The organism is Nocardioides solisilvae, assembly GCF_003194625.1.
Taxonomy (GTDB): domain Bacteria; phylum Actinomycetota; class Actinomycetes; order Propionibacteriales; family Nocardioidaceae; genus Nocardioides; species Nocardioides solisilvae.
This window is the reverse complement of record NZ_QHKX01000003.1, coordinates 535,142-553,943: the sequence shown is the minus strand read 5'-3', so window position 1 is coordinate 553,943 and position 18,802 is coordinate 535,142. Positions and strand designations below refer to the sequence as shown.

General features: G+C 73.4%; 20 protein-coding genes. 12 read left to right on the top strand and 8 right to left on the bottom strand.

Annotation, left to right across the window (positions count from 1 at the left end; genetic code table 11):
• Positions 1–17: 17 nt before the first annotated feature.
• Positions 18–314: a DUF1905 domain-containing protein gene (locus DNK53_RS13965; RefSeq protein ID WP_110182915.1), complete on the bottom strand. Its 297-nt coding sequence runs from the start codon at positions 312–314 to the stop codon at positions 18–20.
• A 32-nt stretch (positions 315–346) separates the two neighbouring features.
• Positions 347–580 (bottom strand): hypothetical protein, encoded by a 234-nt coding sequence (locus DNK53_RS13960; RefSeq protein WP_110182914.1) that lies wholly within the window; start codon positions 578–580, stop codon positions 347–349.
• Between the two features lie 254 nt (positions 581–834).
• Between DNK53_RS13960 and DNK53_RS13955 the strand changes: the two genes are divergently transcribed.
• The 9 genes from DNK53_RS13955 (at position 835) to DNK53_RS18405 (ending at position 9,758) form a co-directional block, all read left to right on the top strand.
• Positions 835–1,038 carry a cold-shock protein gene (locus DNK53_RS13955; protein ID WP_110182913.1) on the top strand — a complete coding sequence of 68 codons (204 nt, stop codon included), beginning with the start codon at positions 835–837 and terminating at the stop codon, positions 1,036–1,038.
• Between the two features lie 124 nt (positions 1,039–1,162).
• A complete protein-coding gene (locus tag DNK53_RS13950) occupies positions 1,163–2,482 on the top strand; it encodes a glycoside hydrolase family 6 protein (RefSeq protein WP_162599950.1) in 1,320 nt (439 codons plus the stop codon).
• Positions 2,483–2,567: 85 nt separating this feature from the next.
• The gene (locus DNK53_RS13945; RefSeq protein WP_110182911.1) at positions 2,568–3,491 is read left to right on the top strand and encodes an ABC transporter substrate-binding protein; all 924 of its coding nucleotides are present in this window, start codon (positions 2,568–2,570) and stop codon (positions 3,489–3,491) included.
• Positions 3,488–4,396 carry an amino acid ABC transporter permease gene (locus DNK53_RS13940; protein ID WP_239456537.1) on the top strand — a complete coding sequence of 303 codons (909 nt, stop codon included), beginning with the start codon at positions 3,488–3,490 and terminating at the stop codon, positions 4,394–4,396. Before DNK53_RS13945 ends, DNK53_RS13940 begins: the two co-directional genes overlap by 4 nt.
• Positions 4,393–5,160, top strand: coding sequence for an amino acid ABC transporter ATP-binding protein (locus DNK53_RS13935; protein WP_110182910.1), 768 nt, complete (start codon positions 4,393–4,395; stop codon positions 5,158–5,160). Before DNK53_RS13940 ends, DNK53_RS13935 begins: the two co-directional genes overlap by 4 nt.
• 57 nt (positions 5,161–5,217) lie before the next feature.
• On the top strand, positions 5,218–5,589 hold the full coding sequence (locus tag DNK53_RS13930) for a TfoX/Sxy family protein (RefSeq protein ID WP_110182909.1): 372 nt from the start codon (positions 5,218–5,220) through the stop codon (positions 5,587–5,589).
• Positions 5,586–6,677 (top strand): tocopherol cyclase family protein, encoded by a 1,092-nt coding sequence (locus DNK53_RS13925; RefSeq protein ID WP_204163926.1) that lies wholly within the window; start codon positions 5,586–5,588, stop codon positions 6,675–6,677. Before DNK53_RS13930 ends, DNK53_RS13925 begins: the two co-directional genes overlap by 4 nt.
• A 114-nt stretch (positions 6,678–6,791) precedes the next feature.
• Entirely contained in the window at positions 6,792–8,027 is a 1,236-nt protein-coding gene (locus DNK53_RS13920; RefSeq protein ID WP_110182908.1) for an NAD(P)/FAD-dependent oxidoreductase, read from the top strand.
• Between the two features lie 180 nt (positions 8,028–8,207).
• Positions 8,208–9,758 carry a collagen-like domain-containing protein gene (locus DNK53_RS18405; protein WP_275425759.1) on the top strand — a complete coding sequence of 517 codons (1,551 nt, stop codon included), beginning with the start codon at positions 8,208–8,210 and terminating at the stop codon, positions 9,756–9,758.
• Positions 9,759–9,846: 88 nt separating this feature from the next.
• Here the strand turns inward: DNK53_RS18405 and DNK53_RS13910 are convergent, their stop codons facing one another.
• From DNK53_RS13910 to DNK53_RS13895, 4 genes are all read right to left on the bottom strand, one after another.
• A complete protein-coding gene (locus DNK53_RS13910; RefSeq protein ID WP_110182906.1) occupies positions 9,847–10,359 on the bottom strand; it encodes a flavodoxin family protein in 513 nt (170 codons plus the stop codon).
• The gene (locus tag DNK53_RS13905; protein ID WP_110182905.1) at positions 10,356–11,861 is read right to left on the bottom strand and encodes a DUF4389 domain-containing protein; all 1,506 of its coding nucleotides are present in this window, start codon (positions 11,859–11,861) and stop codon (positions 10,356–10,358) included. The genes DNK53_RS13910 and DNK53_RS13905 overlap by 4 nt, the downstream gene beginning before the upstream one ends.
• A gap of 272 nt (positions 11,862–12,133) precedes the next feature.
• Positions 12,134–12,817, bottom strand: a complete 684-nt coding sequence (locus DNK53_RS13900; protein ID WP_110182904.1) for an alpha/beta hydrolase — start codon at positions 12,815–12,817, stop codon at positions 12,134–12,136.
• Positions 12,817–14,115, bottom strand: coding sequence for an oxygenase MpaB family protein (locus DNK53_RS13895; RefSeq protein WP_110182903.1), 1,299 nt, complete (start codon positions 14,113–14,115; stop codon positions 12,817–12,819). The genes DNK53_RS13900 and DNK53_RS13895 overlap by 1 nt, the downstream gene beginning before the upstream one ends.
• 163 nt (positions 14,116–14,278) lie before the next feature.
• Here DNK53_RS13895 and DNK53_RS13890 point away from each other — a divergent pair, with 163 nt between their 5' ends.
• Positions 14,279–14,650, top strand: a complete 372-nt coding sequence (locus DNK53_RS13890) for a hypothetical protein (RefSeq protein ID WP_110182902.1) — start codon at positions 14,279–14,281, stop codon at positions 14,648–14,650.
• Position 14,651: 1 nt separating this feature from the next.
• Here DNK53_RS13890 and DNK53_RS17855 read toward each other — a convergent pair whose 3' ends face one another.
• Both DNK53_RS17855 and DNK53_RS13880 read right to left on the bottom strand, forming a co-directional pair.
• Entirely contained in the window at positions 14,652–15,476 is an 825-nt protein-coding gene (locus DNK53_RS17855) for a DUF2510 domain-containing protein (protein WP_204163925.1), read from the bottom strand.
• Positions 15,477–15,593: 117 nt separating this feature from the next.
• Positions 15,594–16,823 carry a protein NO VEIN domain-containing protein gene (locus DNK53_RS13880; RefSeq protein WP_239456563.1) on the bottom strand — a complete coding sequence of 410 codons (1,230 nt, stop codon included), beginning with the start codon at positions 16,821–16,823 and terminating at the stop codon, positions 15,594–15,596.
• A 200-nt stretch (positions 16,824–17,023) separates the two neighbouring features.
• Here DNK53_RS13880 and DNK53_RS13875 point away from each other — a divergent pair, with 200 nt between their 5' ends.
• Both DNK53_RS13875 and DNK53_RS13870 read left to right on the top strand, forming a co-directional pair.
• The gene (locus tag DNK53_RS13875; RefSeq protein WP_162599949.1) at positions 17,024–18,112 is read left to right on the top strand and encodes a ScyD/ScyE family protein; all 1,089 of its coding nucleotides are present in this window, start codon (positions 17,024–17,026) and stop codon (positions 18,110–18,112) included.
• Positions 18,113–18,302: 190 nt separating this feature from the next.
• Positions 18,303–18,776, top strand: coding sequence for an Ltp family lipoprotein (locus tag DNK53_RS13870; protein ID WP_110182900.1), 474 nt, complete (start codon positions 18,303–18,305; stop codon positions 18,774–18,776).
• The last annotated feature ends 26 nt before the right edge of the window (positions 18,777–18,802 follow it).

The window sequence follows — 18,802 nt, the reverse complement described above, 5'->3', positions numbered from 1 at the left end:
GACGCGTCACCGTCGGCTCATCGTCGGCCCACCCGGAGCGTCGCGGTGAGCACGTCGCCGAGCGCGATCGCCTCCGCCCGGCGTACGGCGTCCTTCAGCGGCAGCAGGTAGCGCCCGTCCTTCGGGAACAGCCCGGTGGTGAACTCCGTGTCGCCGATCCGGACCACCACCGGCACCTGCCCCCAGTACTCCAGCCCCTTGGCCGCGACCTTGATGTCGTCGCTCTCGTCCTCCCCGACCGCGAGGAAGTAGTAGGGCGCCGGTCCGCGCCACTCGACGACCGGTCCCTCGACCTCGTGCTCCGCGCCACCCACCGAGGCAGTATCGGTCGACTCCTGCCCGGCGGCTACCCCCGAGGGTCGAAGCGCGCGACGTCGAGCCCCCAGCCCAGGCGCTCACGCCCTCCCCGCAGGTGGTCGAACGAGTAGGCGGCCGGTTGCCGGCTCTCCCACCGCTCGAGGGCCCTGTCGTGCGCGACCTCGGCGTCGACCCGCGGCCACGAGGCGAGGCCCAGCAGGAGGAGGGCGCCGGCGGCGACGGGGAGGAGGAGCCACGGAGACCGCGCGCTGAAGGAGGGCACGCGGGTACGACGTCGCGCGGGGTCGCCGGGTTCCGCGAACGCCGGCGGGGCGGCGAAGCACGACTTCCACGCGGCATGGGCTACGGTGGACGAAGTTGAAGGGAGAGCTGCAGTCAGGCACTCCTTGCCGCACACGACGCGCGGCTTGTATCTCGTACTCCTGGTTTTCGGTTCGCTGGACATCAGCACGGATGTGGATGTCTTCAGCGCCGCGGAGGGCACAGTGCCCCTCGCACCGAACAAAGGAACAGATCATGGCTCAGGGCACCGTCAAGTGGTTCAACGCTGACAAGGGCTTCGGCTTCATCGCGCAGGACGGCGGCGGCGAGGACGTGTTCGTCCACTTCTCCGCGATCCAGACGCAGGGCTACAAGTCCCTCGACGACAACCAGAAGGTCGAGTTCGACCTCGCCCAGGGCCCCAAGGGTCCCCAGGCCGAGAACGTCCGCGCCATCTGACGCACGCTTCTCACGGAAGGGCCTCGACCGCTGCGGCGGTCGGGGCCCTTTCTGCGTGGGCCGCCCTGCGTCGCCGTTCGTACGTCGGGGGGACAGCGGCCTGCGCCATGGCTACGCTGCCGTGGTGCCTTTTCGCCCGCTGACCCGTGACCGCAAGCTGCGTCGCCGCCTCGCCGCGCTGGCGCTGTCGGTGGTGACGGCTGCGGCGAGCGCCCCGGCGCCGGGACTCTCGCCGGCGCTCGTCCACGCGACCGACTCGCTCGCGTCGCAGGCTCCTGCCAGCCGCGCGGGTGGCTCCGGAGGCTCCGCGTCCGCGTCGGTGTCCGGCGGGGTCGGGGGCGACATCCTCGCGCGGGTGGTCCGCAAGGCTGCCCGCAAGGCGGCGAAGAAGGCCGCCAAGAGGGCCGCGGCCGAGAAGGCCAGGAAGCAGGCGGCGAAGAGGAAGAAGCGGAAGGCCGCTCTGGCGACCGCCGCGGCCGCGAACCCGCTGGCCGGTCACCCGATGGGCGTCTACAAGGGGCCCGGCGACCAGGCGTGGCCGCCGTACGAGCGGTCGTCGGGGGAGACCCGCGAGCTGCTCGCCAAGATCGCGCTGCGCCCCAAGGCGAAGTGGTTCGGGGCGTGGATCCCCGACGGCCGGATCCGCAGTACGGTCCAGGACTACGTGGCCAACAGCACCGGCGGCGACCCCGACGTGCTGGTGCAGATGGCGGTCTTCCGGATGGTGCCGTGGGAGCACGAGGCGTGCCGACGGCTGCCGACGCCCGCGGAGCAGGCAAGCTACAAGTTCTGGATCGACGAGTTCGCCGCCGGGGTCGGCAGCGCGCACGCGGCGATCGTCCTTCAGCCCGACGGCCCGTTCGCCCTCTGCGCGCCGGGCGGGTCCCGGCTGCCGTCCGAGCTCATCAAGTACGCCGCCACGCGGTTCGCGGCGCTGCCGAACACGAGCGTCTACATCGATGCCGGCGCCGCCGACTGGCCCAAGGACGACCCGGCCCAGGCGGCCGAGATCCTCGTGCGCGCCGGGGTGGACCGGGTCCGCGGCTTCGCCCTGAACTCCACCCACTACGTCGCGCTGGCCGACGACGTCGCCTTCGGGACGCAGGTCGTCGCCGAGCTGGCGCGCCGCGGGATCCCGGGCAAGCACTTCGTAGTCAACACCTCCTCCAACGGGCGTGGCTTCGAGTTCAACCTCGGCCGGGGCAACCACCCCGACAACGCGAACGTCTGCCGGACCCCCGAGGAGCGCGTCTGCGTGACCCTCGGCATCCCGCCGACGACCGACGTCGCCAACCCCCGGTGGGGGCTGGGCCCGGAGCTCACCGCGGCGGCCGCCGAGCACGTCGACGCCTACCTGTGGTTCGGGCGGCCGTGGCTCAACATGCAGAACGACCCGTTCGTCATGGACCGGGCCCTTGCCATGGCGCGCACCACGCCCTGGTAGGTCGCTCACCGCCCCTCGTCCCGCCGGATGGTTGAGATGTGAACCAGGCGGTAATCGGCGGGATGCCACGGCTTACGATTCGCCCATGCGTCCCCGCCTCGCCCTGCGCCCCGTCACCCGTCCCGCCGTACGCCGCCTCGGCGCGGCCGTCGCCGTCCCACTGCTCCTCGTGGGCGCCGCCTGCGCCCCCACCGAGGACGCCGACGACACCGCCACCGAGGCCGACCCGAGCGCGTCGGCCGACGCCGCCGCCGACCCGGCCGCCTGCGCCGCGGACGCGGTGATGGAGCCCGGCACCCTGACGATCGGCACCGACTCCCCGGCCTACGAGCCGTGGTTCACCGACAACGACCCCACCACGGGTGAGGGCTTCGAGTCCGCGCTGGCCTACGAGGTGGCCGACCGTCTCGGCTTCGCCGAGGACGCCGTCAGCTGGGTGAAGGTCCCCTTCAACACCTCCTACAAGCCGGGGCCCAAGGAGTTCGACTTCGACATCAACCAGATCTCGATCACCCCCGAGCGGGCCGAGCGGGTCGACTTCTCCTCCGGCTACTACTCCGCCGCCCAGGCCGTCATCGCGCTCGACGGCAACCCGGCCGCCGAGGCCACCAGCATCGAGGACCTCAAGGGCCTGCGGCTGGGCGCCCAGACCGGCACCACCTCGCTCACCGCGATCCGCGACGTGATCCAGCCCGACGGCGAGACGGCCGTCTTCGAGGACACCAACGCCGCCAAGCAGGCGATGATGAACGACCAGATCGACGCCCTCCTGGCCGACCTCCCGACCGCCTTCTACATCACCGCCGTGGAGATCCCGAAGGCCTCGATCATCGGGCAGTTCCAGCCCGAGACCGGTGACCAGGAGGAGTTCGGGATGCTCTTCGAGAAGGGCTCCCCGCTCGTCGCCTGCGTCGACGCGGCGCTGGCGGAGATGACCGAGGACGGCACCCTCGCCGACCTCGAGCAGGAGTGGCTCTCCGACACGGTCGGCGTCCCCGAGCTCCGGTGAGCCCGACCGCTTCCCTGACACCGGGCGGTGCCGCCGGCGGTGACGCCGGCGGCCTGCCGGAGGCCTGGCAGCCCAGCGAGCGCGAGCTCGAGCGGCGCCGGGTCCGCCGGGCGATGCACCGCCGCTCCCTGGCCGTCGCGACGCTGACGACCGTCGTCGTCTTCGGCGTGCTCGGGGCCGGCCTGGTCTCCTCGCCGGGCTGGGAGACGTTCCAGGAGTACTTCTTCGACCCCGACCACGCGCGCGACTCGTTCCCCGCGATCTGGGCCGGCTTCTGGCTCAACGTCAAGATGTTCCTCATCGCCGAGCCGCTGATCCTCGTGCTCGGCCTGGCCCTCGCGCTGGCCCGGCAGGCGCGCGCCGCGTGGCTCACCCCGCTGCGGCTGCTCGCCGTGCTCTACACCGACCTCTTCCGGGGCATCCCCACGATCCTGCTCGTGGTGCTGCTCGCCTTCGGCGTGCCCGCGCTGCAGCTGCAGGGCGTGACCAACGACCGGTTCTTCTGGGCGCTGGTGGCGCTCGTGCTCTCGTACGGCGCCTACGTCGCGGAGGTCTTCCGGGCGGGCATCGAGTCGGTCCACCCCTCCCAGCTGGCCAGCGCCGAGACGCTCGGGCTGACCCGGGCCCAGACCATGCGCCACGTCGTGGTGCCGCAGGCGGTGCGTCGCGTCGTACCGCCCCTGCTCAACGACTTCGTCTCCCTGCAGAAGGACACCGCCCTGGTCTCGACCGTCGGCATCTTCGACGCCGTCTTCGCCGCCCGCGACTACGGCAGCTACAACTTCAACGACACCCCGCTGGTCGTGGTGGCGCTCTTCTTCGTGGCCATCACGATCCCGCTGGCGCGGCTCACCGACCACCTGCAGAAGCGGGTCGCCGAGCGGGAGCGGGCGGGAGCGCGATGACCGGCGAGACAACCGGGGGAGCGAGCGCGCTGCTGCGGGTCCGCGGCCTGCGCAAGGCCTACGGCGACCGCGTCGTGCTGCACGACATCGACCTCGACGTGGCGGCCGGCGACGTGGTCTGCCTGATCGGCTCCTCGGGGTCGGGCAAGTCGACGCTCCTGCGCTGCCTCAACCTGCTCGAGGAGGTCGACGACGGGCTGGTCGAGCTCGACGGCGTCGACATCTCCGACCCGCGCACCGACCGCCGCGCGGTGCGCGCCCGGATGGGGATGGTCTTCCAGGCCTACAACCTCTTCCCGCACCTGAGCGTGGTCGACAACGTCACCCTGGCTCCGCGCAAGGTGCACGGCGTCGGTCGCGGGGAGGCCGAGGCCCGCGCCCGCGAGCTGCTCGACCGCTTCGGGCTGGCCGACAAGGCCGACGCCCACCCCGACCGGCTCTCGGGCGGCCAACAGCAGCGGGTCGCGCTGGTCCGCGCGCTGGCGCCGAGGCCGGCGCTGCTGCTCCTCGACGAGATCACGGCGGCGCTCGACCCCGAGCTCGTCGGCGACGTCCTGGGCGCCGTGCGCAGCCTCGCCGAGGAGGGGACGACGCTGGTGCTGGCGACCCACGAGATGTCGTTCGCCCGCGACGTGGCCACGAACGTCTGCTTCCTCGACGGCGGCCGGATCCTCGAGCAGGGCCCGCCCGAGGAGATCTTCAGTCACCCGCGGGAGGCGCGGACGCGGCAGTTCCTGGAGCGGGTGCTGACAGAGCGCGCCTGAGGCCGCCATGATCGGGTCGGCGTCCACCGGCGCCGGGCACACGACCAGGGGGCCACCATGGCGTACGACGAGGGGCTCGCGGCGCGGATCCGCGAGGCCGTGGAGCGGGCGACCGAGGCCGCCGCGGCTTCCGCCACCGGCGGGGTCGAGGGCCGCGAGATCAAGATGTTCGGCGGGCTCTGCTGGACCGTGAACACCCACATGGCGGTCGGCGCCGGGGGGCAGGACCTCATGGTCCACGTCGGTACCGACGGCGTCGCCGCCGCGCTCGAGCAGGGTGCGCGCCCCGCGACGATGGGGGAGCGGACCATGGGCGGGGTGGTGCTCGTCGCCGCCGAGGACCTCCCCGACGCCGCCGCCCTCGACGCCTGGGTGCGGCCCGCCGTCGAGCGGGCGCTGGCCCGTCCGCCGAAGGGGGAGCGGTCGTGACCGGCCCGTTCGCCCGCGCGTCGGCGGCCCTCGCCCACGCCGTCGACCCCGTGCGCCGCGCCTACCGCGCCAGCGGGGCCGACCGCCCCTTCGGCGACCCGCTGCCCGCGCACGGGGTGGCGATGGAGGGCTACTTCTGGCGCTTCACCGACCCCGCGACGGGCCGGGTGGTGATCGCGCTCGACGGGATCAACCGCGAGCACCACGGCGAGGGCGGGACGTGGTCGACCCTCGGCCTGGCCGCGCACCCCCACGGCTTCCTCCGCACCGTCGAGCACCCGGTCGGCCACGCCGACCCCGACCGGCTCGGCGTCACGTCGGGGACGGCGTTCCGCGGGACCGCCGACACCCTGCGGGTCGACCTCGGCCCCGACGCCCGCCTCGACGTCGAGGTGCGGCAGCCCGTGCCGTGGCCGCGCCGCAGCTTCGGCGGGTCGAGCGTCTTCCAGGCGGTGCCGGGGCTCAACCAGTACTGGCACCCGTGGCTGCTGGGCGGCGCCGCGCACGGCCGCGCCACCGTCGGCGACGAGACGTGGGAGCTCGACGGCTGGTCGGTCTACACGGAGAAGAACTGGGGCAAGGGCGGCTTCCCCGACTCCTGGTGGTGGGGGCAGGCGCAGGGGTTCGCGGAGCCGGCGGCGTGCGTCGCCTTCGCCGGGGGCGAGGTGTACGCCGGCCCGTTGCGCACCACGGTGACCGCCCTGGTCGTGCTCCTGCCCGACGGCCGGGTGCTGCGCCTCGGCGACCCCCTGGTCACGCCGGTGCACGCCGAGGTCGGCGACGAGCGGTGGGTGCTGCGTGGCCGCAGCCTCCGCTGGCAGGTCGACGTCGAGGGCACCGGCGACCTCCAGCACGCCCACGTGCTGCCGGTCCCGCTGCCCTTCGAGCGACGCAACGTGCCCGGCGCGATCGAGCACCTCGGTGCCTCGATGACCGTCTCCGTCCGCGAGCGGGGGCGGCTGGTCTGGGAGGGCCGCTCCGAGGTCGCCGCCCTCGAGCACGGCGGCATCGACCGGGCCCGCGCCGAGGTGGCCCGTCGCGGGCACGGCCCCGACGCCGTCGACGCGCCCCCGCGCTCGCGCTCCTGAAGCCTCCGGGGCGCTGCTCCGAGGAGGCCCCCCGTCAGCGGCGGCCCCGCCCACGGCCGGGCTACGTTCGACGGACAGGCCCGGCTCGGCGGGCCCCGGGCGGGAGGAACGCGCATGCAGCACCCTCAGGAGCACCCCAGGGAGCACCCCACGGATCGGCCCGGCGACCACCACGACGTGCTGGTCGTGGGCGGCGGCAACGCCGGGATCTCGCTCGCGGCGCGGCTGCTGCGCGACGGCGCCGGCGACGTCGCGGTGGTCGAGTCTGAGGCGGTGCACCGCTACCGCCCGCTGCTCAGCTATGTGGCCGCGGGCGAGGCGACCATGGCCGACCTGGAGCGGCCCGCCGCCGACGTGATGCCTGGCGGCGTCACCTGGATCCCGGAGCGGGTGGCCGCGGTCGACCCCGAGGGGGCCGACGGTCCGGTCCTCACCACCGCCTCCGGGCGCCGGATCTCCTGCACCACCCTCGTGCTCTGCCCCGGTCTGGAGGAGGACTGGGAGGCCACCCCCGGACTGCGGGAGGCCTACGCCGCCGGGTGGGCGGGCTCCTCGTTCGTCGTCGAGACCGCGCCGCGGGTCTGGCCGGCGCTGCGCGACCTCACCTCCGGCCGCGTCCTCTTCACCGTCCCGCCCGAGCCCGCGCCCTGCGGGGCCACGGCGCTCAAGCCGCTGCTCATGGCGTGCGACCACTGGCAGCGGGCCGGCGTGCTCGGCGACCTCGACGTCGTCCTGGTCCTGCCCGGCTCCTCGCCGCTGGTGCTGGCCGAGGCCGACGCCGAGCTCGACCGGGTGCTCGACTCCTACGGCGTGCGGGTGCTGCGCGAGGCCCGGGTCACCGGGCTCGAGGGGCGCGCGGTGCGGGTGGCGACCGCCGCCGGGGAGCAGGTCGTCGACGACGTCGCGTTCGCCCACGTCGTCCCGCACTACCGGGCCGCGGCCTGGGTCGCCGAGGCGGGACTGTCGGGCAAGGACCCCGCCGGACGGGTCGAGGTCGACCCCAGCACCCTGCGCCACCCGCGGTACCCGCAGGTCTGGGCCCTCGGCGACGCGGCCGACCTCGGCATCCGGCCCTCGGGCGGGGCGCTGCGCAAGCAGGTCGCCGTCCTGGCCCCCAACATCCGGGCGGTGAGTCGCGGTGGTGCGCTCGAGCGGTACGACGGCTACACGGTGATGCCGGTGACCACCGGGCGGCGACGGCTCATGTTCGTCGAGGTCGACCGCGCCGGTCGTCGGGAGCCGACGGTGCGGTTCCCCGACCTCGTCCGCCCTCGACGCACGTCGTGGTGGGTCGACCGCCACGCCCTGCCGCAGACCTACTTCCGGAGGATCCTCCGCGGCAAGGTGTAGCCGTCCCCGATCTGGCGAAAACGCCGCGGGAGGCCCCCGTGGCTCATTAGCATGCGTGGCACCGTCGCACGAGTGACCGTTTCCAGGGGGAGGTCGGGACTCGCCCCACCCCCGACGGCGCAGGCGGCTGCCCGACGGAGGGCACGCGCCTGCCCTCCGACGAAAAGGATCGTCAACCCCGTGAGAACGCTCAAGTCCAAGGCCGTGCGGACGGGCCTCGTCGCCGTCGCGCTCGCCGCGACGGTCGCCGGCACTGCCACCGCCGCCACCCAGCTCGACCGCAAGCCCACCCGGCAGACGATCACCGTCTGCGTCGGCTCCCAGCTCAACCACCTCCGTCTCGTGCCCAACGGCACGACGAAGTGCGGCAAGGGCGAGCAGCTGCTCACCTGGCAGACGACCGGGAAGAAGGGCAACCCCGGCAAGCGGGGCGACGACGGCTCCAGCGCCTACGAGCTGGCCGTCGAGCGTGGCTTCGGCGGCACCCAGGAGCAGTGGCTGGCCTCGCTGCGCGGTCAGGACGGCGCCACCGGCGCCCAGGGACCCGCTGGCAAGGACGGCGCCACCGGCAAGGACGGCGCCACCGGCAAGGACGGCGCCACCGGCAAGGACGGTGCAGTCGGTCGTGACGGCGCGGCCGGCCGGGACGGTGTCGACGGCCAGAACGGCGTCGACGGTCAGAACGGTGTGGACGGGCGCGACGGCGTCGACGGCCGGGACGGCGTCGACGGTCGGGACGGCGTGGACGGGCGCGACGGCGTCGACGGCCAGGACGGCGCCACGGGCGCCACGGGCGCGACGGGCCTCACCGGTGCCACGGGCGCGGCCGGGGCGACGGCGTACGAGATCGCGGTCTCCTACGGCTTCCCGGGCGACGAGGCGGCGTGGCTCGACTCGCTCGTGGGCGCCCCTGGCGCCGACGGCCGGGACGGCCTGAGTGCCTACGACATCGCCGTCACCCAGGGCTTCGTCGGCACCGAGGCGCTCTGGCTCGCCTCGCTCAAGGGCGCGGACGGCCAGGACGGCGTCGACGGGATCAACGGCACCAACGGCACCAACGGGCTGAACGGCATCGACGGCATCGACGGCATCGACGGCATCGACGGCACCAACGGTCAGGACGGCGCCCAGGGTCCCGCGGGGCCCGCAGGTCCCCAGGGTCCGCAGGGACCGCGCGGCGAGACGGGTCCCGCGGGTCCCCAGGGGGAGACCGGTCCCGCCGGCGCCACCGGTCAGACCGGCCAGACCGGCCCGATCGGCCCGATGGGTCCTGCGGGCGCGGGGAGCTACACGGTCCGCGACGGGCAGGGTCGGGCGCTGGGCAGCACGGTCTCCCTCGGCCAGTACGGCGCCACGGTCATGACGTCGACCGGGCACCTGATCGACGTGGGCTGGGACGGGTCGCTCTACCCGTCGCAGACCTGGTACTCGGGTGCCAGCTGCACGGGTACGCCGTTGCTGAACGCAGGCGGACCCGACGGCGGCGCGATCTACGCCAAGCTGGTCGTCTACCTCGGGACGCCCAACACGCTGGCGGTCCCGGACGTGGCCGCCGGGGCGGTCTCGGCGGACCCGACGTCGTTCGGCGTCGGGTCGATCGACAACCCCACCTGCGGTCCCGCGAGCGGGACCATGCACGGGTGGCGTCTGAAGGCGACCACCACCGCAGCGGTCGGCCTGCCGCCGCTGGCCGGCGCCGGCCGGTTCGCGACGCCGCTCTCGGTGTCGTGACCCACGCCTGAGGGCACAGCACGACGACGGGCCCGTGGCCCCGCCTCCCGGCGGGACCGCGGGCCCGTCCGTCCCTCGTCGCCCGCGCTCAGTGCGGAGCGAGGTGCTCGGCCAGCGAGGCGCCCCAGGCGCGGGCCCGGTCGAGCTCGCCCTCGAGCAGCGGGCCGGCCATGTCGTCGACCCAGAAGCTCTCGACGTCGACGAGCCGGCCGAGGTGGTGGCGCCGTACCTCCTTGGCGGCGGCCTTGGCCGCCGACCCGGGGAACCGCCGTACCTTGGCCACCCGGGTGTCGAAGGTGGCGACCGCGAGGCGGTCGTGGCTCGGCAGCGCGTCGAGCCACTCCCGCAGGCCGCGCGCCTCGTGGCCCGGCTCGGCGCCCTTGGTGACGGCGTCCCGGCGGGTCGAGGCCCGCGACATCGAGAAGGCGTGCGTCGGGCCGCCCGCCACCAGCAGGTCGACCCCGTGGGGGAGCGGGCTGGGGGCCCGGGCGACGTCGAGCACCTCGACGTCGCCCACCCGCTCCCGCAGTCCCTCGGCGACCGCCTCGGCGACCGCGCGGGTGTTGCACCACATCGACTCGTGGACCACCAGCGTGCTCATGACAGCTCTCCTTCCTGCGCGTTCTCCCGGGAGGCGGCCCGGACGGGCACCGCCACGAGCAGCCCGCCGACCAGGAGCATCAGCGCGGCCGTGACGAGCAGGACCGCCACCACGGTGGCGATCCCCGGCAGCTCGGCGCCGACCGCCACGTCGGCGGCCACGCCGGCGGAGCCGTCGGCGTCCATCACGACGACGGTCCAGTCGCCGTCCTCGAGCGGCCAGGTCACCCGGACGTCGTCGACGCCCGATCCCTGGGCGACCCAGAACCCGCGCCCGGCGGGCGCGGCGGGGGCGCCGCCCTCGGTGCTGCGGTAGACGGGGTCGCCGTCGCGCAGCTCCAGCAGGGTGTCGTGGCGTACGCCGTCGAGGAAGCGCGCCGCGTCGGCGGCCGGGGCGACCCCGACGAAGAGCGGCTCGCCGTCGAGGCTGTCGACGGTCAGCCGGACGTCACCGACCAGCCGGTCCGGCAGGAACGCCGCCGGCCCGTCGAAGCCGTCGCTGTGGACCTCCAGGTCCTCCGAGGCGATCGCGAAGGCGCCCGTGGTGAGCTCCTGCGCGGGGCTCATGAGGAAGCCGTCGGAGTCCCGCGCGATCTGGTCGGCCACGGCCAGGGCGGCGCCGGTGCCCGCGGTCCCGAGGGCACCGAGGACCAGCAGCGAGCCGAGGACGAGCGAGACCACCCGGCCGGCTGTCCACCCGGAGCGTGGCGCGCCGAGGGGGGCGGCCGGTGCGGTGCCCGGTCCCGTGACCGGTGCCGTGACCGGCGGCGCGACGGAGGCGGCGTCCGGCGGAGCGGCCGGTCCCGTGCCGCTCGGCGGCCCGGTGCGGACGGCACCCTCGTGCCCGCCCTGGTCGAGGCTGAACGGCGGGTAGCGGTCGGTCATCAGGGCGACGTAGCCCGCGACCCGGAGGACCCAGCGGTTCAGCCCCAGGACGAGGTCGAAGAGCCGCTGCGGGTAGCGCCCGGTGAAGAGGAGCGTCACGCCCGCCACCAGGACCAGGATCCCGATCAGGCTGAAGGTCAGCCGGGGGTCGTCGTCGGCCCCCTCGACGCCGTACCCGACGCCCCCGACGAGGAGCGCCAGCACGAGGTAGTGGGGGATCGCCAGCAGCCACCACTTGACCAGCACCAGGCCGCGGGAGAGCCGCTCGGGGCGGTCGACGCTCAGGTGGGCGGGGTAGTCGGGCACCTCGGCGAGCGTGAAGGGCGGGTAGCGGTCGGTGCCGAGCGCGCCGTACGCGTAGTAGGCGACGCGCCAGGTCCAGCGCAGCACCCCGACGTTGAAGTCGAAGAGCGCGCGCGGGTAGCGACCGGTGAACAGGATGCTGAAGAACGCGAGGAGGCTCGCGACCGCGAAGGCGGGCCACAGGAAGGCCAGCACCAGGTAGTGGGGGATCGCGAGCAACCACTTGACGAGCCAGAGGCCACGACTCAGGCCTGGGTCGAGCTCCGCCTCGACGTGGACGGGGTAGACGGTCGGTGCCGTCGTGGGGGTGTTCATGTCCTTTCTCCTGACCGACTGGGCCCGCGACCCGTCGGCGACGGGTCAGGGGTGGGTGTCGGGGGGAGGACCGGGCGCTCGGCGACGTTCCCGGACCGGACCCGGCGAGGGCCGGCCCGGCTGTCGCATGGCCGTGCGTGCACGGCAGGCCGTGGAGGTCGTCTCCCCTCACCTCCCATGCTCCTCCGCTGGGCCGGGACCGCAAGGGTCCAAGGGCAGGAGAGGGCGTCTGCTCGGTCACAGCCACGACGACAGCCGTGACCGAACCCGCCTCACGCGCGTCGGGCGGTCCCGTCCGCGATCTCGACGACGACCTCGACGAGCTCGTCGAGGACCGGCTGCCGGTCGGGGGTCCGGTCGGTCACGCCCGGCGGCGGGTCGTCCATGAAGGCGAAGTGGCCCGCGCCGTCGGCGACCCTCAGCTCCACGGGCACGTGTGCCCGCAACGCCTCGGCGAGCCGGGTGACCCCGTCGGCCGGGGTGACGTCGTCCTCGGCGGCGGCCCACACGAGCGCGGGCACGCTGACGCGGTCGAGCGCGCCCGGGGCCCGGAAGAAGCCGGTGGCCGGAGTCAGCAGCACCAGGTGGTCGAGCGCGGGCAGCAAGGCGACCTTCACCCGGTCCTTCTGACCCAGCCAGAGCTCCCCACCGGCGAGGGCGAGCAGGGTGGTGGCGCCGATCGAGTGGCCGACGCCGACGACGGGAAGGTCCTCGCGCCCCGCCTCGGCGAGCGTGCCCGTCAGGGCGTCGGCCAGCCGCCGGGCCCGCGCCGAGAGCTCGTCGGCGGTGGGGAAGGAGGAGGCGAGCCGCTCCGACGGCGGTGCCACGACGAGCAGGCCGGCGGCCGCCAGCCGCTCCAGGGTGGGCGCGTGCCGTCCCGGGTCTCCCGCGGCGCCGACCGCGAAGAGGACGACGGCCCGGGGCTCGCCCTCGGGGCGCATCAGCAGCGTCCCCATCAGGCGACCTCGCGGGCGACGTACTCCGGGTGGCCGTAGCCGCGCAGCCGGCGGCGCAGCGTCGCGACGACGTAGCGGTCGACGACGGGCGCCAGGGCCCGCACCTTCGAGAGGCGGCGCACCAGCAGCACCCGGCCCAGCAGGAGGGGCAGCATCGGGGTGGCGCGCAGCCGGTCGGCTCGCGTGATCCGGACGCCCATCCGGGCGGCGCGCGCCTCGTCACCCTGCAGGAACGCGCGGACGAAGGTGATGGTGGAGAAGGAGCGCTCGAAGCGCTCCACCGTCCGGCCCCAGCGGCCGGCGTCGGGGTGCAGCCGGGCAGCAAGCGTCGAGCGGACCAGGGCGCCGCAGGTCTCGTCGTCGAAGGCGCTGCGCAGGGTGGCGGCACGTGCCTTGAAGACGCGGACGACGCCGTGCGGGTCCTGCGGCAGCAGCTCGGGCGGGAGACCCAGCAGGAAGCAGCGGTAGCGGGCCAGCTCGATCATCGCCCGCTCGCGCTCGTCGAACTCGTCGCGGCCGTCGCGGATCGCGGCGACCGAGATGAGGAAGCTGTTGATCAGCCCGGCCGGCATCTGGTCGACCTGGGGGATCGGCGGGCCGTGGGTGTCGTGGTTCCACCTGCCGGAGCGGACGGCGTGCACCCGCACCGCCGAGTGCATGAGCCGCACCATCGCGGCGGCCTCGAAGCCGGGGCCGTGGCGTCGCGTCCCGCCGGGCAGCACGGTGGCGGCGAAGAACGACGCGGTCTCCTTCACCCGGCGCGCCGACGTCTCGCCGGTCAGCGCCCCGGTGAGCGCCATCGGGAGGGCGGCGTAGGCGTTGAGGAACGTCGCGAGGAACGCGCCGCGGATGACGAACGGCGTGAGCAGCGCGGCGTCGATCCGCTCCCAGCGGGCGCCCTCCTCGACGAGCGCGAGGTCGACCCAGTCGGGCGTCTCCTCCAACGAGGCGAGGAAGGCGCGCAGCTCCGCGGGCGCGTCGGGGACGGCGTCGATCCCCCTCCGGCAGGCGGCGCGGAGCATCGCCACGACCTGGGTCATCCCGAGGTCGCGGACCCGCATCGCGTAGGAGTCGGCCACCACGTCGCCCAGCCGCGTCGCCGTCACCATGAGGTCGACCAGCGCGGTGTCGGCGAGCAGCTCGGCGCGGTCGGCCCCCTTGACGTCGTCGAGGTCGCTGGGGTCGTCCATCGTGAGCGCGAGCCGCTCGGGGAGGTGCTCGGGGTGGACGGCGGCGTACAGGTCGGGCAGCAGCTCCCGCTGCCGCAGGACCCGCTCGGCCAGTGCCTGGTGACCCATCGGGGCTCCTTCTCGCGCGGTTGTCCCCAGCCTAGGCGGAGGGGTGGCGCACGTCACCGCGCGGAAGCCTCAACCCGGGGCCCGCGGGACCGATGGAGGCTTGTCGCACCGTTGCGACGCCCGCTCGATCGTTCCGCCCGCACCTGCCCAGAAGGCCCCGCCCGTGTCCCCGCTCGTGCTCCTCGGAGCTGTCGCCACCCTCCTCTCCACCGTCACCCTCCTCCCGCACCTCGTCCACGCGGTCCGCGCCGGCCGCCCCGGTGGCTCCACCTCGGGCTGGACCCTCGGCTTCCTCGCCTCGCTCGCGTGGTTCGTGTACGGCGTCTGGGTCGGCGACCTCGTCGTCGCCGCGCCCGGCTTGGTCACCCTGCCCGTGGGCGCGGCGCTCGCCGTGTGGTGCTTCGTCGCCTCGCGCCGGTCGGCGGCGTGCCCCGAGCCGTTGCCGCTGGCCGCCGCGCTCGCCCCCGCGCTGGTCTCGGTGCCGGCGCCGCGCGTCGAGCTGGGGGACACTCTCGAGCTCCCGCGGATCGCCTGACTCAGCGGTCGGCGATCACGAGGCCGCGCTCACGGAGCAGCGTCGCGTGCACCTCGGGCACTGGACCGTAGAGGACCGCGTCCTCGACCTGCGTGAACCGGCCCAGGGTCTCCCGGGCCAGCACCACACCTGCCGCGACGTCGGCGGGAAGGTCGCAGATGCTCTGCAGCTGCTCCTGCGTCGCCGTGTTGAGGTCGAGCAGGCCGCCGTCGTCGTAGACGTGCCTCGACTGCGGCTGGCCGATCCCGAGCTCGCGGGCCATCAGCGGGTCGCGCTCGGCGAGCCGACGTGCCTCGGCGCGCTTGCGCCGCGCCTCCAGCACGGTGCCCTTGGCCTGCACGTTCGGGCTCAGGGTCGGTTGCACCCCGCCGGGCCGGTACACCGCGCGCCGGAGCCCCACGAGCAGGACGGTCGAGACGACCATGACGCCGAGCAGCAGGACTCCGCCCACGTCGGAGAGGAAGCCGGTCGGGGAGCCGGTGGCGTCCTCGGGGGAGAGGATGATCAGGGCTGCGCCGAGCAGGCTCGTGGCCGCGACCCCGGCGCCGATCCGGCGCAGGTCGGGCCGCCCGAGCCGGGAGGCCGCGTGGAAGAAGGGGACGGCCGCGAACAGGCCCATCGTCAGGAGCGGCACGAGGATGTACCACCGACCTGAGCCCGAGGCCGGCGACTCGACGGGTGGAGGCGGCGGACGGTACGACGGCGGTGGCGGCGCGCCGTACGACGGTGGCGCCGGTGCCTGGGCGCCCCACGCCTGACCGTCCCAGTAGCGCTGCTTCGAGCCGTCGTGCGGATCCGGGTACCACCCGGCGGGCTGCGCGTTCATCTGATCCCCCGTCGCGAGCCTGCGGTTGACCGCCCGCAGGTGGCCTGACCCTACAGACGTCGGCGCTCGGCACGGGGGGTGGTCGGTGGGCAGGTGGACCGAGCTCCTTCTGACGATCTAGTCGAACTCCTCTGCCGGGATGTTCACTCGGAAGATCGTGGGCGTGGCGTAGTGGATCGCGACACTTGGATCGACGTCGTGCAAGGTTGGCGCGTCGAGAGCGCTGGTCACGATCACCAGTCGCCAGGCGGGATCCTCTTCCGCGGCCCGCAGCTCGTTGGCCGTGACGAAGCACTGAGTCAGGGTGCCTGAGACCCCCTTCACCTCGAGGTGGTGGATCTCGGAGCCACGGGTTGCGGTCAGGTCCCAGCCGATCTTCTGGGTGGAGACGTCCTCGACGTCCCACCCCTCGCGCTCGTACGCCTCCTCGACGTGGCGCACGGCTGCGGTCTCCACACGCTTGTTCTGCTCGGCGGATCCGAACCCCGCCCCCACGGGTCGTCCCCGGTTGTCAAGGGTGATGGTCACCTCCGCCTCGTCGATCGACGAAGCCGATCGGCCGGTCTCAGGTGTCGGGTCTTCGCCCTGTTCGTGTCGAGCGCTGTGCCTGTTCCAGACCTGCTGCAGCAGGTCACCTGAAGCACCGGTGACCTCGCGGCCTGAGAAGTAGACCTGCTTCCACGGGAACTCTGGCACTTCCTGCTCCAGCACGTCGGTCGTGAGCATGTCGTCCATCCGGACAGCCCGGTCCCACGCCACGTCCACGTATTGCGCGACGGCGCCCGGATCCCTCCAGTGCTCCCCGGGGACTGGTGAACCCAGGATCGTTCCGGATGCGAGGACTCCCGTGCCGTGCGTGCCTTGTCGCAGCAGGTAGGCGACATCCCCCTCGCGGATTCCGTGGCGTCGACGGCCCACGGACCAGCGGCCCTCCACCGGTCTGCGCGACACGTCTGCGACGAAGTCGTCCCACTGACGGGGCGTGTACTGGGCGTCGTTGTCCCGCCCCGGGTTCCAGGTGAGGAGGACGTGCTTCGTGGCTACCTCGTCCTCCTTGATGTTGGGCTCACGCAACAACCGGAAGGTTCGCGTCCCGAGCCGCTCCGCCCAGCCCTCGGCCTCGAGAAGCTCGTGCACTTGGCTGCGCAACGCGTCATTCGCCGGAAGCGTGACCCCGGACTCTGCCGGCGTGCCTGCGAGTTCGGCGATGAGCCACTTCAGTGCCTCCTCGCCGCTCGACACGTAGAGGCGGGTCCCGTCTTCGTCCCCGGATGCCGCATGCCACATCAGGAAGTAGACCTCGTCGAAGTCCAGCTCGTAGCCATGGGAAGTGAGAAGTGGCGGCATGGCGGCCACGGTAGTGAAGGATCCGGGACGAGGTCGGCGCTTCGAGGAAGAGGAGCCACGGGGACAGTCGCTGCGGGCTGGCGAACCCTCGGACCCCCGGCCCATCCCCCTTTTGGGCGATGGACGGACGACCCGACGGCGAGGATCGTGCCCCGGAAGGCCGGTCTCGCGGGGAGCCGGCACGACCTGAAGGGGGAGCCATGTCCCGACATGGAGCCATCGCCTCATCGTTCGCACTCGCTCTGCTGGCCGCGGGCCTCACCGTCGCGCCCGCGCAGGCGGACGACGGGGACCGCGCGGCCGCGCCCAAGGCGACCACCCTGGCGAAGGGGCTGCTGAGCCCGCTGAGCCTGGCGGTCTCCGAGGACGGCACCGTCTACGCCGCGCAGAACTTCGCCGGCATGCTCATGAAGATCGCGTCGGGCGGCAAGTCCGTGCCGGTCTACCAGGCGAAGAAGAAGGGCACCGAGGTCGGCGCCGTCTCCGAGCACCGCGGCTCCCTCCGCTTCGCCACGACCAAGGGCCGCAAGGCACTCCTGTGGGGCGTCGGGGGCAGCGGCAAGGCCGTGAAGCTGGCCGACCTGGGCGCCTTCGAGAAGAAGAAGAACCCCGACGCCGACGTGGCCTACGGCTTCCAGGGCCTCGACCCCGCGTGCGCGGCGCAGATCCCCGAGGAGATCCCGGCGGCCTACACCGGCATCGTGGAGTCCCACCCCTACGCCACGGCGATGCGCCGCGGGACGACGTACGTCGCCGACGCGGCCGGCAACGACATCGTCGAGGTCACGCCGAAGGGCAAGGTCAAGGCGCTCGCGGTGCTCCCCGCCGTCCCGGTCGTGGTCACCGCCGAGATCGCGGCGGGATCCCAGATGCCCGCCTGCGTGGTCGGCAAGACCTACAACTTCGAGTCGGTGCCGACCGACGTCGAGCTCGGCCCCGACGGCAAGCTCTACGTCTCCACCCTCACCGGTGGTCCGGAGGACGGCAGCACCGGCGCGCAGTCGAAGGTCTACCGGATCAACCGGAAGACGGGGGCGACCAAGCTCGTCGCCGAGGGCCTGATGAGCGCCGTCGGCCTCGCCGTCGCCCGCAACGGGGACCTCTACGTCTCCCAGCTCTTCCCCGGCCAGGTGTCGCGGATCAAGAAGGGCTCCTCGGTCGCCAAGCCGTGGTTCTCGGCCAAGATGACCGGGGACGTCGAGTGGTCGCGCCGCGGCCTCCACCTCACCACCGACGTGCTGCCGCCCGAGAAGGGCAAGCCCAACGGCAAGGTCGTCCACCTGAGGTAGTCGTCCGGCCGGAGGGGGCGAACGGGCGTGTGGCCCGTTCGCCCCCTCTTTCCGTCGGCACACCTCGATCGAGCAGGCGCGCCTGAGGTCGGTCGAGCACAAATGGGGGAAGGTCCCTCGTTCGGTGAACAGGACAGGTCCTGCCCGTCACCATCGAGGGGAAGGCACCATCCACTCTTCGGGGGAAAGCATGAAGAAGATCGCTCACGCATTGGCCGCCGCTTCACTCGTCGTCGTTGCTCTGACGGGGTGCGAGATCGAGGAGGACGGCTCCACCGCCGCCGACCGCGCGGAGGTGAACAACAAGTCCGCTGGGCAGACGGCCAAGGGGCAGAAGCCGGAGAAGAAGTCGAAGAAGCCTCAGGGGCCTCAGGAGAACGTGGCCCAGGAGAGCGCTCGGCGCTCTGCAGAGAACTACCTGGACACAGCGCCGTTCTCCCGCCAGGGGTTGGTCGACCAGCTGAAGTTCGAGGGCTTCTCCCAGAAGGACGCGGAGTACGGGGTGGATGCGCAGAAGGCTGACTGGAACAAGCAGGCGGCAGCCTCGGCAGAGAACTACTTGGACATGAGCGGGTTCTCCCGTCAGGGCCTGATCGACCAGCTCAAGTTCGAGGGTTACACGCAGGCGCAGGCCGAGCACGGGGTGAACGCCGTCGGTCTCTAGCGGCCACGAGCCTGCGGACGTCCGGT

Bases quoted from the DNA above. Each gene is read 5' to 3' on its own strand.
- DNK53_RS13955 (WP_110182913.1), top strand. From the start codon at position 835: ATGGCTCAGGGCACCGTCAAGTGGTTCAACGCTGACAAGGGCTTCGGC.
- DNK53_RS13945 (WP_110182911.1), top strand. From the start codon at position 2,568: ATGCGTCCCCGCCTCGCCCTGCGCCCCGTCACCCGTCCCGCCGTACGC.
- DNK53_RS13935 (WP_110182910.1), top strand. From the start codon at position 4,393: ATGACCGGCGAGACAACCGGGGGAGCGAGCGCGCTGCTGCGGGTCCGC.
- DNK53_RS13930 (WP_110182909.1), top strand. From the start codon at position 5,218: ATGGCGTACGACGAGGGGCTCGCGGCGCGGATCCGCGAGGCCGTGGAG.
- DNK53_RS13920 (WP_110182908.1), top strand. From the start codon at position 6,792: ATGCAGCACCCTCAGGAGCACCCCAGGGAGCACCCCACGGATCGGCCC.
- DNK53_RS13910 (WP_110182906.1), bottom strand. From the start codon at position 10,359: ATGAGCACGCTGGTGGTCCACGAGTCGATGTGGTGCAACACCCGCGCG.
- DNK53_RS13905 (WP_110182905.1), bottom strand. From the start codon at position 11,861: ATGAACACCCCCACGACGGCACCGACCGTCTACCCCGTCCACGTCGAG.
- DNK53_RS13900 (WP_110182904.1), bottom strand. From the start codon at position 12,817: ATGGGGACGCTGCTGATGCGCCCCGAGGGCGAGCCCCGGGCCGTCGTC.
- DNK53_RS13895 (WP_110182903.1), bottom strand. From the start codon at position 14,115: ATGGGTCACCAGGCACTGGCCGAGCGGGTCCTGCGGCAGCGGGAGCTG.
- DNK53_RS17855 (WP_204163925.1), bottom strand. From the start codon at position 15,476: ATGAACGCGCAGCCCGCCGGGTGGTACCCGGATCCGCACGACGGCTCG.
- DNK53_RS13880 (WP_239456563.1), bottom strand. From the start codon at position 16,823: ATGCCGCCACTTCTCACTTCCCATGGCTACGAGCTGGACTTCGACGAG.
- DNK53_RS13875 (WP_162599949.1), top strand. From the start codon at position 17,024: ATGTCCCGACATGGAGCCATCGCCTCATCGTTCGCACTCGCTCTGCTG.
- DNK53_RS13870 (WP_110182900.1), top strand. From the start codon at position 18,303: ATGAAGAAGATCGCTCACGCATTGGCCGCCGCTTCACTCGTCGTCGTT.